The sequence below is a fragment of the Reyranella sp. genome, assembly GCF_044224635.1.
GTDB lineage: Bacteria > Pseudomonadota > Alphaproteobacteria > Reyranellales > Reyranellaceae > Reyranella.
The window spans coordinates 19,276-32,961 of the sequence record NZ_JBGAKA010000050.1 but is presented as its reverse complement, the minus strand read 5'-3'; the positions used below and the strand labels follow the sequence as shown (position 1 = coordinate 32,961).

The window sequence follows — 13,686 nt, the reverse complement described above, 5'->3', positions numbered from 1 at the left end:
AGCGCCCAGCGCAGCCGACAGGGTTGCCGACCGCACGGGACGCCGTTGTCCAAGCCACGGACCGCCGTTGGTCCGTGTTCAATTCACGAGAGAACCCGTCGTTGGGTTCGCGCTATGGAGGGAGCAGAAAGCGTGCCAGCCCTTCGCAGGTGCACAACAGCGCCGTAACATGCTGATTCCAAAGGATTTATTGGCAATGCCCCATTCTGATTATTTATCGACCATCAGACACGCCGTGTTCGTCTCATGAGCAGTCTGGATGCGGTAGTGGCAGCTATTTTTTCAGCACTTTGGCGTAAGTGACGATTTCTCGGGCGACCTCGCCGATCCGCTTGTTCTGGTCCATCGCCAGCTTGCGCAGCAGCTTGTAGGCGGCGTCCTCGCCCAGGCCCTGCTGCTCCATGAGCAGCCCCTTGGCGCGATCGACGGTCTTGCGCTCGACCAGGGACAGGCGGGCACGATCGAGTTCCTCGCGCATCGCATGGTAGCGGTTGAAGTGCGCCACGGCGACGTCGACCACCGGCCGCACGCGATCCTGCGCCAGCCCTTTGACCACATAGGCCGACACGCCGGCTTCCATGGCGGCGGCGATGGTCGCTGGGTCGGACTGGTCGACGAACAGCGCGATCGGCCGCGGCATGAGGTCGGTGGTGCGGCGCATGTCCTCGATCGTGTCGCGGCTCGGGCTGTCGATGCTGACGACGACGACGTCGGGCGCCAGCTCGCGGACGCGGCCGATCAGATCCTGCGTCCCCTCGAGCCGGGCAAGCAGCCGATAGCCGGCCGCCGCCAATCCCGCCTCGACGATTTCGGCACGGGTCGGATTGTCGTCGATCAGGAGGACGGAAAGGGGCTTGGTCACGGCGGCGGCGTTCGGGTGCGAGCCGCGGGCCGCAACTTCCATGCCAGCCCTGTTACGGCGTTGACTCGACGAGCTTTCCCTCGCTCCAGCGTCCGGCGATCATCTTGCCGTCGGCGCTGATGGCCTCGCCGTAGCCGTTGCGTTGCCCATTTCGGAACATGCCCTCGTAGCGCTCGCCATCGCTGACCTGCTCGACGCCCGGCCCCTCCAGCAGGCCGGCGCGGAACTCGCCGGACTGGACCTTGTTCGGCGCGGTCAGAGTGCGGCGAATGGCCAATCCTTCGAGACGGCCATCGACGAAATTGCCCTCGCTGCGCTCGCTCCCCGGCTTCTCGCGCAGGCCGAGCCCGGTCGACTTGCCGTCGCGCCATTGTCCGGCATAGCGCACGTCGTCGGCGAATTTCACCGTGCCCAGCCCGTTCAGGCGATCGGCCGCCCATTCGCCGGCCTGGCGCTCGCCGTTGGCGAGCTCGGCGACGCCCAGTCCCTGGCGCCTGCCCGACTCTGTCTGGCCAATGTAGCTCGTGCCGCCGTCATAGGAGAGACGCTCGGACTTCTCGAGATCCGGCCGCGCCGCCCGCGCCGCCACGATCCGCGCCTCGCCCGCCAGCGAACGCGCCGCGCGCGCCGCCTCCTCCGCACGCTCGAGCGCCAGCGCAGCGCCGAGGGCGGCACGGTGCGCCTGGTCGATCAGGGCTTTCTGGGCAGCCGAGAGATCAGGCTGCGGTGTCGATCGCGATGCCGGCTGCGCAGTCACCGGCGTCGCCGGCACGGCAGGCGGCTTGGCCGCAGGCGACGGCGTTGCGGCCGGTGTCGCCGGTGTCGCCGCCTGGGGAGGCGATGAGGCCATCGCGGTCGTGGCCGCCGTCGTCGGTTGGCCGGCAAAGAGCTGACGAATGTCCGTCTGGAAGCGCCAGGCCGCCACGGCGATCGCGATGACGCTCACCCCGGCCAGCATCGCGGCCGCGCGCGACTTCCTGCGCGGTTCGGGCACGCCGTCGCCGGTCTCGCGAACGGCGCCGCCGAGACGCGGCGTCATCACCGGGACGACATTGGCGACACGTTCGGTGGGGATGTCCTCGAGCGGCGCGCTCGGAACGCTCTCGGCCGGCACCTTTGCCGGGGCGAACAGCGCCCGCCATGCCGCGACGTTCTGCGGACGATCGGCCGGGGCAAACGCCAGCGCGCGATCGATCGCCGCGAGGAAGACCGGATCGAAACGCGCTTCCTCGGTCGACGCGAGCGGCCGGTACGGATCGGCGCCGACCCGCGCGGCCGCATCGGCCGGCGGCCGGCCGGTGATGGCGTGATGGAGCACGGCGGCGGCAGAATAGATGTCGCTCCACGGTCCCTGCTTGGCGTCGAGCGCGTACTGCTCGATCGGCGCGTATTGCGGCGTCAGCACGCTGGTGAGCGTGCGCGTGCGGCCGCCGATCGCCTGGCGCGCTGCGCCGAAATCGATCAGCACTGGCACGCCGTCGCGCCGCACGATGATGTTCGACGGCTTGACATCGCGATGGAGGAAATTCTCCGCATGGACGGCGCGCAGGCCGCTCAGCAGCGCCTCGGCAAGCCGCTGTACATTATCAGGCGACAGCGGGCGGGCGGGATCGCGCAGCAGCTCGGCGAGGTTCTTGCCGTCCTCGAATTCCATCACCGTGTACGCCGTGCCGTTGGCCTCGAAGTAGCGCAGCACCGGCACGATGTGCGGATGGCGAAAGCGCGCGAGCGCGCGCGCCTCGTCGAGGAAGCGATCGCGTCCCCAGGTGAAATCCTCGGCGAAGCGCGCGCCGCGCGGCGCCACCTGGCCGTCCTCGCGGCGAATCGCGAACTCGACCGGCAGGTACTCCTTGATGGCGACGAACTTGGCGAGCTGGGTGTCGAAGGCGCGGTAGGTGATGCCGAAGCCGCCCTGCCCGATCACGGCATCGAAGCGGTAATCGCCGAGTTGCGTTCCGGGAGGCAGGGCCTGGACATTGTCGGACGACATGAGCGCGCGCTACCTGACCTTCCTGGAGACTGCAACGAACCAAGCATTCCGGTTGTGACGACACTTCTGTCCGAGCGCAGCGAGGGGACCTTTCCTGCCGCCTGAAAGGTCCTCGCTGCGCTCGGGACGACAGCGCTTCCGGAGGATTTGCTTCGATACGAGCCCCTAGTGACGCGCCCGACGGTGGACGCACAAGGAAAATGTTTCCATCGCAAGAGCTTGGCACAATGGTTTGGCGGAAATTCGACTTTCTCGCCCAGATTCCCATATCCGAACCCAATATCTGTCGCGCCATCGTCCTCGCGGCGGGGTAAGATCACCTTCCCAAGCGTAACGTGGAAGCCAGCGATGAAACCGGCAACCCTGCACGACAACGTACGGACCCTGGTCCTGACTGGCGCCAGCCGCGGCATCGGTCATGCGACGGTCAAGAAGTTCAGCGCCGGCGGCTGGCGGGTGATCACCGTGTCGCGCCAACCCTTCAGCGCGCTCTGCCCGTGGCCGAGCGGCGGCGAGAACCACGTCCAGATGGACCTCGCCGACCCGGTCGATCTCGGCCGCGGCATCGAGCAGATCCGTGCGCGGGTGGCCGGCGGACGGCTCGACGCGCTGGTCAACAACGCGGCGATCTCGCCCAAGAACAAGAATGGCGAGCGGCTGGGCGCCATCGACACGCCGTTCGACCTGTGGCGCGACGTCTTCAACGTGAATTTCTTCGCGCCAGTGGCGCTGGCCCGCGGCCTGATCGAGGAGCTGTCGGCGGCGCAGGGCGCCGTGGTCAACGTGACCTCGATCGCCGGCAGCCGCGTCCATCCCTTCGCCGGCTCGGCCTACGCCACCTCCAAGGCGGCGCTGGCCGCGCTGACGCGCGAGATGGCGCACGATTTCGGCCCGCGCGGCATTCGCGTTAATGCGATCGCGCCGGGCGAAATCGACACCTCGATCCTGTCGCCCGGCACCGAGAAGATCGTCGAGGAGCAGATCCCGATGCGCCGCCTGGGCACGCCTGACGAGGTGGCCGACGTCATCCATTTCCTGTGCGAGAAAGGCGCGAGCTACGTCAGCGGCGCCGAGATCCAGATCAACGGCGGACAGCACGTTTGACTTCAGTTTCCTCCCCAGCTTTTCTGGGGAGGCTTCATTTGCCTCCCCCGTCATACGGGGGAGGTGGCCCGAAGGGCCGGAGGGGAAAGCCTCAGTCGAGACACTTCATGAGTCCGACGCCGGAACTCGAACTATCTCGACTGAGGCCTTCCCCCTCCGCCTCGTATGACGGCGCACCTCCTCCGACTACGGGGGAGGCGTAACAAGGAGAGGAACCCATGGACACCATCACCAGCATCAAGGGCGAGACCGGTCGCGACGCGCGGCGGCGCATCCGCGCCGGGGCCTTCCGGCAGCCGACCTCGGGCATGGCGCCCGGTTACGTCCAGGGAAACCTCGCCATCCTGCCCAAGGAGCTCGCCGCCGACTTCGCGCGCTTCTGCCAGCTCAACCCCAAGCCCTGCCCGCTGCTCGGCCAGTCCGAGCCCGGCAACTGGCGCCTGCCCAACCTGGGCGAGGATCTCGACATCCGTACCGACATTCCACGCTATCGCGTATGGAAGAAGGGCGAGCTGATCGAGGAGGTCGACGACCTCAAGAAGGTGTGGCGCGACGATCTGGTGTCGTTCGTGCTGGGCTGCTCGTTCTCGTTCGAGGAAGCGCTGATCGAGAACGGGCTGGAGATCCGCCACCAGAGCTGCAACGTCAACGTGCCGATGTACCGGACCAATATCCAGTGCAAGCCGGCCGGTCCGTTCCATGGACCGATGGTGGTGTCGATGCGTCCCTTCAAGCCGGCCGATGCGATCCGCGCGGTGCAGGTCACGACGCGCTTCCCCTCGGTGCACGGTGCGCCGGTGCATCTCGGCAAGCCCGAGATGATCGGCATCAAGGACATCGCCAAGCCCGACTACGGCGACGGCGTTCCAGTACGCGACGACGAGCTGCCGGTGTTCTGGGCCTGCGGCGTCACTCCGCAATCGGTGGTCGCCACGGTGAAGCCCGAGTTCTGCATCACCCACGCACCCGGCTACATGCTGGTGACCGACCTGTTGAATTCGCAGCTCGCTATCCTGTAGCCGTGACGCATCTCGCGTTTGACGGGGTGCCCGTCGAGGTCGGCAACCTGGTGATCGCCGGCTGGACAGGGCGCGACGTCGCAGCTCTCGAGGATCACATCGAGGAGCTGAAGTCGATCGGCGTGCAGCCGCCGTCCAGGGTGCCGCTCTACTACCGGGTCGCGGCCAATCTCCTGACTCAGGCCGACAGAATCCAGGTGCTGGGCGACGACACGTCGGGCGAGGCCGAACCGGTGCTGGTCGGCACACCCGACCGGCTCTGGGTGACGGTCGGCGCCGACCACACCGACCGCAAGGTCGAAAGCTACGGCGTCGCCGTCTCCAAGCAGCTTTGCCCCAAGGTCATCGGCCGCGCGGTGTGGCGCTTCGAGGACGTCGAGCCGCATTGGGACCGGCTGATCCTGCGCAGCTTCGTCGAGGAGGGCGGCAAGCCGGTCCTCTACCAGGAAGGCACGCTGGCCAGGATCCGCACGCCGCGCGAGCTGATCGCTGGCTGGCGCAACGGCGACAAGCGCCTGCCGCCCGGTGTCGCGATGTTCTGCGGCACCCTGCCGGCGATCGGCGCCATCCGCGCCGCCCCGCGCTTCACGATGGAGCTCGAGGACCCGGTGCTCGGCAAGAAGATCTCGCACAGCTATAGGATCGAGGCGCTGCCGGTGGTGGCATAGATCAAAAGACAAAGGTCCCTCGCTGGGCTCGGGATGACAGCGAGTGTGTTGCGGCAAAAGTGATGTCATCCCGAGCCCAGCAAGGGACCTTGCCGGCGACGCGGCGGATGTCGAAATCGGAGGCCGGCCGGCATGGGCTTCGATCGCGGCGATGGACGCGGCCTTGCGCTTCGACAGGCCGGCCGCCGACGCGAAGCGGTGCAACTGGCGCATCAGCGACGACGGTGCACTCATGTGAGGCTACCGCCGACCGCCGCCAAACGAAGAAGTCTGCACGTTTACGTAACTTTTCTTCATGCGCGCATGGCTTCCCTGCAGGGCCGGTCTTGCGCCCGTCCGGGCGCTAAACGTACGTTCAGCACGCTGGAGCAGCAGGGGAGATGATGACCAGGGGCGCGTACGACGGAATCACCGTTCTCGACTTCACGCAAGGCGTTGCCGGGCCGCACGCCTCGATGCTGCTGGCTCTGCACGGCGCCGACGTCATCAAGATCGAGCCGCCGGAAGGCGACTGGGGCCGCCTGCTGGGCGAGCTGAAGGGCGACCACTGCGCCCATTCGGTTGCGTTCAATCGCGGCAAGCGCTCGATCGCGCTCGACCTCAAGTCGCCCGATGGCATCGCCGTGGTGAAGAAGATCGCCGCCAAGGCCCATGTGGTGATGGAAAGCTTCCGGCCCGGCGTGATCTCCCGCCTGGGCTTCGGCTACGACGACATCAGGAAGGTCAATCCCAAGGTCATCTACTGCTCGGTCTCGGGCTTCGGCCAGACCGGTCCCTACAGCAAGCGGCCGACCGTCGACGGGCTGATCCAGGCGTTCAGCGGCATGATGGTGATGAACCGCCTGCCCGACGGCACGCCGTGGCGCCAGGGCATGATCGCGGTTGACGTCACCACCGGCCTCTACACCTTCCAGGCGATCGCGCCGGCGCTGATGCGCCAGCTGCGCTTCGGCGAAGGCAGCTACATCGATTCGAGCCTGATGCGCGCGGCCGCCGCCTACCAGGGCGCCAAGCTGATGGAGTACGTGTTCTCCAAGGGCACGCCGCCGCCGCTCTACATGCCGGCCGGCAGCTACAAGACGGCCAACGGCTACATGATGGTGAGCGCCATGCGGCCGCACCATTTCCGCACCCTGTTCGAGCTGATCGGCCGCCAGGACATTGCCGACGACCCTGATCTGCAGACCCATGAGAGCCGCATCAAGAACGCGCCCAAGATCATCAAGGCGCTGAACGAGACCATGCCGGGCAAGACCACCGAGGAATGGATCGCGCTCTTGCAGCCCAACGACGTGTTCTGCGAGCGCGTCAACAACTACCAGGACTATCTCGACCATCCCCACGTCACGGAGTCGGGCTCGCTCGACTGGATCGAGCAGGACGGCTTCGGCCGCATGCCGGTCGCCAACATCCCCGGCCTGCCGCCGGCCTCGACCCACCCGCCGCAGCAGCACGCCCCGCACATCGGCGAGCACGGCCCCGACATCCTGCGCGAGCTGGGCTACGGCGCCGCCGAGATCGACGCGATCTTCTCCCGCGGCGGCGTGCGCGCACCGGCGGTGATGGCGAAAGCGGCGGAGTAGACTCTCTCCTCCCCAACTTCGTTGGGAAGGATTGAGCTACGCCACCTGGAACCCGTGCGCGAAGGGGTCGCGGTCGTCGACGAAGATCGTGTTGATGCCATGCTGGCGGGCCCAGCCGGCGATCGAGGGAACGATGGCGTCGTGGTTGCCGACGCGGGCCTTGCCTTCGACGCGGCCGTCGAACAATGAGCCGATGATGCTTTCGTGCACGAACTCCTCGTCGACGGCGAGCTTGCCGTGCGCCGCAAGCTGGGCCATGCGCGCCGAGGTGCCTGTGCCGCAGGGAGACCGGTCGATCGCCTTGTCGCCGTAGAACACGGCGTTGCGCGCGTGGGCGCGCTTGTCGCGCGGCTTGCCGGTCCACATGACGTGGCTGACGCCGCGGATGGTCGGGTTCTCCGGATGCACCGGCTGGATCTTCTCGTTGAGCAGCCGGCGCACGATCGGCGACAGGCGTAGCACGTCGCCGGCCGACATCGCCTCGAGCCCGGCAAAATTCTTTTGCGGCTCGAGGATGCCGTAGAAATTGCCGCCATAGGCGATGTCGAGCACCAGCTCGCCGACGCCCGGCAGGTCGATCGCGACCTCGCTCGCCGCCAGGTAGGAGGCAACGTTGGTGATGCGCACGCTGTCGACGAAGCGGCCATCCTGCACGTAGCGCGCAACGACGCGGCCGGCCGGCGCGTCGATTGCCAGCTCGCCCGGCGTGGCCGGCGACACCAGCCCGTTCTCGACCGCCATGGTGACGGTGCCGATCGTGCCGTGCCCGCACATCGGCAGGCAGCCGCTCACCTCGATGAACAGGATGGCGACGTCGCAATCGGCGCGGGTCGGCGGATAGAGGATCGAGCCCGACATCACGTCGTGGCCACGCGGCTCGAACATCAGCGCCTTTCGGATCCAGTCATGGTTGGCGAGGAAATCGAGGCGGCGGTCGCTCATGCTGGCGCCCTTGAGCAGCGGCGCGCCGCCGCTCACCAGCCGCACCGGATTGCCGCAGGTATGGCCGTCGAAGCAGGAAAAGGCGTGGACCGACATGGGGCCTGCTTAACGCGCGGCGAGGAAGCGCTCAACCTCGCTGGGCGATGACAGCCGCACGACCTGCATCGTCTCCGCCAAGGCGGCACACTCCTTGCTGTACCTCTCGCGGTTGCGACGATGGGTCTTGAGTGCCCACAGCAGGATCGATTGACGGCTGAAGAAGGCGTTCACGAAGGATTCCCGGTTGCCGGTGCCCCAGAGCTCCTCCCTGGTCGTGGCGCGGCGGAAGGTTCGGTGCACCAGCCGCCACATCACAAGGGACAGCGGCAAGTCGAGCCATAGCAGCGTATCGGCCGCCGGCCAGACCAGGTCGCGCACCTGGCCGTAATTGCCGACCACGATCCAGCCGCCGTCGCGGGTCTCGCGCTCGACCCGGTGACGGAACAGATCGACCGGAACGCCCTGCCAGTCGCGCCCCCAGTAGAGGGCGTCGAGCTCGATGACGCGCAGCCCGGTCTGCGCCGCCAGGCGCTCCGCCAGCGTGCTCTTGCCCGAGCCGGTGGTGCCGATGACGACGACTCGTCGCATGTGCGACCGGCTCTGCGTTGCGGCCGCTGCGTGCGCGTCGTCCGCTTCCGCGCCGACACGAGGCGATTCGACGCTGGGCGATCCGACTCCGGGCGTTCCAACGCTGGGCACTCGCGCCATGGGTGCTCCGACCATCCACCGACTGTAGCGTCAAAGCGCCGGGCGTCGTAGGGTGCCGGCACCGTGTTGGGGGAGCCTTGATGCCGCAGTTTCTTTTCAGGAACTTGAACCTTCTGGACCCGCGCTGGAGCGAGGCGCGCGGCGGCTACGAGGTGCTGGTCGAGGGCGATCTCATCAAGGAAGTGTCGGCCAAGCCGATCAAGGCGCCCCAGGCGCAGGTCATCGATTGCGGCAAGCGCACCCTGATGCCTGGCCTGATCGACTGCCACGTCCACGTCTTCCTGGTCGAGGTCAACATCCGCAACCTCGAGAACGTGCCGCTCACCCTGCTGACGGCGCGCGCCGCCGACCTGATGAAGGGCATGATCGACCGCGGCTTCACCACGGTGCGAGACACCGGCGGCGCCGACTGGGGCATCAAGACCGCCGTCGAGTCGGGCTTGATCCCGGGACCGCGCCTGTTCATCTCCGGCCGCGCCATCGGACCGACCGGCGGCCACAGCGATTCGCGCCGTCGCACCGACCAGGGCGCGCCGTGCGGCTGCTGCAACGCCATGGTCTATTGCATGGCGATCGCCGATGGCGCCGACGAGGTGCGCAAGCTGGTGCGCGAGCAGATGCGCCAGGGCGCCGACCAGGTGAAGATCATGTGCTCGGGCGGCGTCGCGTCGCCCTACGACCCGCTTGATTCGCTACAATTCTCCGAGGCCGAGATCGCGGCGGCAACCGACGAGGCGAAGAATTTCGGCCGCTACGTGCTGGCGCATGCCTACACGCCGGAAGCGATCACCCGCGCCGTCAACAACGGGGTGCGCACCATCGAGCACGGCAACCTGATCGATGCCCGGTCGGCCAAGCTCCTGAAGGCCAAGGGCGGCTACATGATCGCCAACCTGGTGGCCTACTTCTCAATGAAGGAGCGGGCCGCTCAGTTCGGCATGACCCGGGACATGCTCGACAAGAACGACATCGTGATCGAAGGTGCGCTGCGCTCGCTCGAGATCTGCAAGGCCGCCGGGGTGAAGGTGGGCTACGGCAGCGACCTCCTGGGCGCGTTGCAGGTCGACCAGAGCCTCGAGTTCATCCATCGCGCCAAGGTCCTGAAACCGATCGAGATCATCCGCCAGGCCACCATCGTCGGCGCCGAGATCCTGCGCCAGGAAGGCAAGCTCGGCATCGTCGCGCCCGGCGCCTATGCGGACCTGATCGTGGTCGACGGCAATCCGCTGAAGAAACTCGAGCTCTTCCTCGACCAGGGCGCCCACCTGCCGGCGATCATGAAGGCCGGCAAGTTCCACAAGAATGCGCTGACGTGAGGGCGTGGTGAGCACGTTTCAAGACCTCCTCCCCAGCTCCGCTGGGGAGGTGTCGGCGTCTAAAGGCGTTTGGCCGCTTTGCGGCCAAAAGCCGATGCCGACGGAGGGGTCATGAGCAGCGGGACTGGGGCTCATGACCCCTCCGCCCCGTATGACGGGGCACCTCCCCAGCGAAGCTGGGGAGGAACGTGAGATCGGAGCCCCCTGAATGTCCTTCCGGTTCAAGAATCTTCGCCTGCTCGATCCACGCTGGAAGGAAGCGCGTGGCGGCTACGAGGTGCTGGTCGAAGGCGACGTCATCAAGGAAGTGTCGTCCAGGCCGATCAAGGCGGCCCGCGCCAGCGTCATCGATTGCGGCGGACGCACGCTGATGCCCGGTCTGATCGACTGTCACGTGCACACGCATCACAGCGAGGTCTACGTCAACCGCCTGGAAGCGGTGCCGCTCACCCTGATGATGGCGCGCTCGGCCGGCCGGCTGAAGCGCATGCTCGATCGCGGCTTCACCACGGTGCGCGACGCCGGCGGCGCCGACTGGGGCACCAAGGCGGCTGTCGAATCGGGCCTGATCCCGGGGCCGCGCCTGTTCATCTCGTGCCGCTCGATCGGCCCGACCGGCGGACACAACGATCGCAACCGGCGCACCGATGTCGGGCCGACCTGCCTGTGCTGCAACGGCATGGTGTTCATCCGCTGCATCGCCGACGGCCCTGATGCCGTGCGCAAGGCCGCGCGCGAGCAGATGCGCCAGGGAGCCGACCAGGTGAAGCTGATGGTCTCGGGCGGCGTCGCCTCGCCGTACGATCCGCTGGAATCGCTGCAGTTCACCGTGGAGGAGATCACCGCAGCAGTCGAGGAGGCACACGCTTTCGGCCGCTACGTGCTGACCCACGCCTATACGCCGGAAGCGATCACCCGCGCCGTGCGCTGCGGCGTGCGCACCATCGAGCACGGCAACCTGGTCGACGCGCCGACTGCCAGGCTGATGGCGCAGAAGGGCGTCTACATGGTGCCCAACCTGATCGCCTACGACGCCATGAAGCGGCGCGCCAAGGAACTCGGCATGCCGCAGGAGATGCTGGACAAGAACGACGAGGTGCTGAAGTTCGGCTTCAGGGAGCTCGAGCTCTGCCGCAAGGCCGGCGTGCGCATGGCCTATGGCTCGGACCTGCTGGGCGCGCTCGAGGACGAGCAGACTGTCGAGTTCCAGATTCGCGGGCGCGTCATGCCGGCGATCGAGGTGATCCGCTCGGCCACCCTGATCGGCGCCGAGGTGGTGTGCCAGGAAGGCAAGCTCGGTGTCATCGCACCCGACGCCTTCGCCGACCTGCTGGTGGTCGACGGCGACCCGCTGAAGGATCTCGGCCTGTTCAAGGATGGCGGCCCACACCTCTCCGCCATCATGAAGGGCGGCCGCTTCTACAAGAACGTGCTGTGATGTCCTGTTCTGTCATCCTGAGCGCAGCGAAGGATCTCATCGCCGTCCGCCACAAGTGTGCGTCGGAACTCCTGGCGATGAGATCCTTCACTGCGCTCAGGATGACAAGAGGTTTCGTCAATGGCTGACACCCTCGCGATCATCCGCCGGCGGGCGCTGCGCTGGGCGTTGAATGGCGCGGCGTCGCTGGCTCTGCTCTACATCCTCGTGCCGATGATCTTCGTCGTCTGGCTGGCCTTCTTCCGGCAGGAGATCCCGTCCTTCCCGCCGGAGGGCTACAGCCTGAAATGGTTCGCCGCCATCCTCGACCAGCGCAAGTTCGTCGACGGCTTTCGCCTGTCCTTCGAGGTCGGCGTGCTGGCGACCCTGATCGGGCTGGCGCTGGGCGTTCCGGCGGCGCTCTGCGTGGTGCGCTTCCAGTTCGCCTTCCGCGTCCCGCTCGCCAGCCTGCTGCTGATGCCGCTGATCGTGCCCGGCGTGGTGCTGGGCACCGCCATGTACGTCTTCCATGTCGTGCTCGAGAACGGGCTCGACGTCGACGTGCTCGGCACCTTCTACGCCCTGGTTGCCGGCCACACCGTGATCGTCATCCCCTGGGTGGTGCGGCTGGTCACGGCGAGCCTGGCCGGGGTCGATCGCAGCACCGAGGAAGCGGCGCAGAACCTCGGCGCCAACGCCTGGGTGACGTTCTGGCGCATCACCCTGCCGGCGATCCGCCCTGGCATCGTCGCCGGCGCGCTATTCGGCTTCGTGACCTCGTTCGGCAATCTCGAGATGAGCCTGTTCCTGGTCGGTCCGGGCCGCACCACGCTGCCGATCGTGATTCTCCAATATCTCGAATGGAAAATCGATCCGACCATCGCCGCGGTGTCGGTGGTACAGATCGTGCTGATCGCCGCGGTGATGCTGATCACCGACCGCTACGTCAAGCTCGCCCGGGTGGTGTGAGATGGCCCGCCTCGACATCGACCAGCTGGTCAAACGCTACGGCGATTTCCACGCCGTCCGCGACGTCTCGCTCGCCGTCGCCGACGGTGAGTTCTTGGTCCTGCTGGGCCCGTCGGGCTGCGGCAAGACCACGACCTTGCGCATGGTGGCGGGCTTCATCGAGCCGACGTCGGGCCGCGTCCGCCTGGCCGGCCAGGACGTCACGCTGTTGCCACCTTGGAAGCGCAATGCCGGCATGGTGTTCCAGAGCTATGCCCTGTTCCCGCACCTCACCGTGGCGCAGAACGTCGCCTTCGGCCTGGAGATGCGCAAGCTGCCGCGCGCCGACATCGAGCGGCGGGTCGAGGAGACGCTGGCCCTCGTCCGGCTGGGCGGCTTCGGCGGCCGCCTGCCGCGCCAGCTCTCGGGCGGCCAGCAGCAGCGCGTCGCGCTCGCCCGCGCGCTCGCCATTCGGCCGGATGTGCTGCTGCTCGACGAGCCGCTCAGCAACCTCGACGCCAAGCTGCGCCAGGAGGTGCGGGTCGAGATCCGCGAGCTGCAACGCAAGCTCGGCCTCACCACCGTGATGGTGACCCACGACCAGGAAGAGGCGCTCACCATGGCCGACCGGCTGGTGGTGATGAACGAGGGCTCGGTGTGCCAGGTCGGCAGTCAGCGCGACCTCTACGAGCGACCCGCCGATCGCTTCGTCGCGGGTTTCGTCGGTCGCAGCACCTTCCTCGAAGGGACGGTCGAGGCGCCCGGCCGCTTCCGCAGCGACGGCGGCCTGTCGCTGGCCTGCACCGGCGGGACGGCCGGCCGCGGCGTGCTCGCCATCCGGCCGGAGCGGGTCGAGATCGTCGCGGCGGCCAACAGCGGGCTCGACAACAGCCTGCCGGGTACGGTGGAATTCGTGTCGTATCTCGGCGCGCAGATCGACATCCATGTCCGCCTGTCGCCCAGCGACCGGCTGATCGTGCAGATCGCCAATCGGGAGGGCGGGTTCGCGCCGGACGTCGGCCGGCCTGTTCATGTGGGGTGGCCCGCTTCGGCCGGCCAAGTCTTCAACGAGTAGACGAGCAAGAAAGAA

The 13,686-nt window shown here is 67.3% G+C and carries 12 protein-coding genes; 8 read left to right on the top strand and 4 right to left on the bottom strand.

Annotated elements, in window-relative coordinates; all coding sequences use genetic code 11:
• Nucleotides 1-274: 274 nt before the first annotated feature.
• Both ACILR9_RS30825 and ACILR9_RS30820 read right to left on the bottom strand, forming a co-directional pair.
• Entirely contained in the window at nucleotides 275-904 is a 630-nt protein-coding gene (locus ACILR9_RS30825; RefSeq protein WP_395713811.1) for an ANTAR domain-containing response regulator, read from the bottom strand.
• Nucleotides 905-914: 10 nt separating this feature from the next.
• Entirely contained in the window at nucleotides 915-2,852 is a 1,938-nt protein-coding gene (locus ACILR9_RS30820) for a protein kinase domain-containing protein (RefSeq protein ID WP_395713810.1), read from the bottom strand.
• 348 nt (nucleotides 2,853-3,200) lie between these two features.
• Here ACILR9_RS30820 and ACILR9_RS30815 point away from each other — a divergent pair, with 348 nt between their 5' ends.
• The 4 genes from ACILR9_RS30815 to ACILR9_RS30800 all read left to right on the top strand — a co-directional run bounded on the left by ACILR9_RS30815 (nucleotide 3,201) and on the right by ACILR9_RS30800 (nucleotide 7,226).
• A complete protein-coding gene (locus ACILR9_RS30815; RefSeq protein WP_395713809.1) occupies nucleotides 3,201-3,956 on the top strand; it encodes an SDR family NAD(P)-dependent oxidoreductase in 756 nt (251 codons plus the stop codon).
• Nucleotides 3,957-4,174: 218 nt separating this feature from the next.
• On the top strand, nucleotides 4,175-4,975 hold the full coding sequence (locus ACILR9_RS30810) for a putative hydro-lyase (protein WP_395713808.1): 801 nt from the start codon (nucleotides 4,175-4,177) through the stop codon (nucleotides 4,973-4,975).
• Nucleotides 4,976-5,001: 26 nt separating this feature from the next.
• Nucleotides 5,002-5,643, top strand: coding sequence for a DUF2848 domain-containing protein (locus tag ACILR9_RS30805; RefSeq protein WP_395713807.1), 642 nt, complete (start codon nucleotides 5,002-5,004; stop codon nucleotides 5,641-5,643).
• Between the two features lie 383 nt (nucleotides 5,644-6,026).
• Entirely contained in the window at nucleotides 6,027-7,226 is a 1,200-nt protein-coding gene (locus ACILR9_RS30800) for a CaiB/BaiF CoA transferase family protein (protein ID WP_395713806.1), read from the top strand.
• A gap of 36 nt (nucleotides 7,227-7,262) precedes the next feature.
• Here ACILR9_RS30800 and ACILR9_RS30795 read toward each other — a convergent pair whose 3' ends face one another.
• On the bottom strand, nucleotides 7,263-8,264 hold the full coding sequence (locus tag ACILR9_RS30795) for a 4-hydroxyproline epimerase (protein ID WP_395713805.1): 1,002 nt from the start codon (nucleotides 8,262-8,264) through the stop codon (nucleotides 7,263-7,265).
• A 9-nt stretch (nucleotides 8,265-8,273) separates the two neighbouring features.
• A complete protein-coding gene (locus ACILR9_RS30790) occupies nucleotides 8,274-8,795 on the bottom strand; it encodes a hypothetical protein (protein ID WP_395713804.1) in 522 nt (173 codons plus the stop codon).
• Between the two features lie 200 nt (nucleotides 8,796-8,995).
• Between ACILR9_RS30790 and ACILR9_RS30785 the strand changes: the two genes are divergently transcribed.
• The 4 genes from ACILR9_RS30785 (at nucleotide 8,996) to ACILR9_RS30770 (ending at nucleotide 13,671) form a co-directional block, all read left to right on the top strand.
• A complete protein-coding gene (locus tag ACILR9_RS30785; protein WP_395713803.1) occupies nucleotides 8,996-10,231 on the top strand; it encodes an amidohydrolase family protein in 1,236 nt (411 codons plus the stop codon).
• A gap of 208 nt (nucleotides 10,232-10,439) precedes the next feature.
• Nucleotides 10,440-11,669, top strand: coding sequence for an amidohydrolase family protein (locus tag ACILR9_RS30780; protein ID WP_395713802.1), 1,230 nt, complete (start codon nucleotides 10,440-10,442; stop codon nucleotides 11,667-11,669).
• Nucleotides 11,670-11,789: 120 nt separating this feature from the next.
• Entirely contained in the window at nucleotides 11,790-12,617 is an 828-nt protein-coding gene (locus tag ACILR9_RS30775) for an ABC transporter permease (RefSeq protein WP_395713801.1), read from the top strand.
• A 1-nt stretch (nucleotide 12,618) separates the two neighbouring features.
• Nucleotides 12,619-13,671 (top strand): ABC transporter ATP-binding protein, encoded by a 1,053-nt coding sequence (locus ACILR9_RS30770; RefSeq protein ID WP_395713800.1) that lies wholly within the window; start codon nucleotides 12,619-12,621, stop codon nucleotides 13,669-13,671.
• Nucleotides 13,672-13,686 lie beyond the last annotated feature (15 nt).